This window comes from Acinetobacter sp. 479375 (assembly GCF_000581715.1).
Lineage (GTDB): Bacteria > Pseudomonadota > Gammaproteobacteria > Pseudomonadales > Moraxellaceae > Acinetobacter > Acinetobacter ursingii.
The window spans coordinates 1-518 of record NZ_JEZN01000075.1; the positions used below are offsets into that span (position 1 = coordinate 1).

The following is a 518-nucleotide window of genomic DNA, read 5'->3' on the forward strand; positions in this document are numbered from 1 at the left end:
GGAATGCTGTAGAATGCGCACTCATCGGCGGTGATGCGGATAAAACTTGTTGAAAAACAGGGTGTTGATTGGGTCTTGAAGGATTTGATTGATATTTTGGTTGAGTAAAATGAGTTTTAAAAATATCTAAATTGCCTGTTGACTTTTAAGAGATTGAGAGTAATATAGCCGACCTAGCTTGATGCTGACGAAGCATGAAGAAGATCATTAAGAAAATAGAAGAACAACTTGTGTGGATTTTTACCAATTGATTGATCGAAATATTATCATTAATTAATTGGTTTAAATTACTCGAAGTTTATTTGAGAGAATTTGTCAGTAATTGATGAGCCAGAATTGGCGTCTTGTTCTTTAAGAAAGACGCAAAATGATTTTAACTGAAGAGTTTGATCATGGCTCAGATTGAACGCTGGCGGCAGGCTTAACACATGCAAGTCGAGCGGAGAGAAGTAGCTTGCTACTGATCTTAGCGGCGGACGGGTGAGTAATACTTAGGAATCTGGCTATTAGTGGGGGAC

At 38.2% G+C, this 518-nt stretch carries 1 rRNA gene; it reads left to right on the plus strand.

Annotated elements, in window-relative coordinates:
* Positions 1 to 374 precede the first annotated feature (374 nt).
* Positions 375 to 518 (plus strand): 16S ribosomal RNA (locus J500_RS16825); the annotation flags it as partial.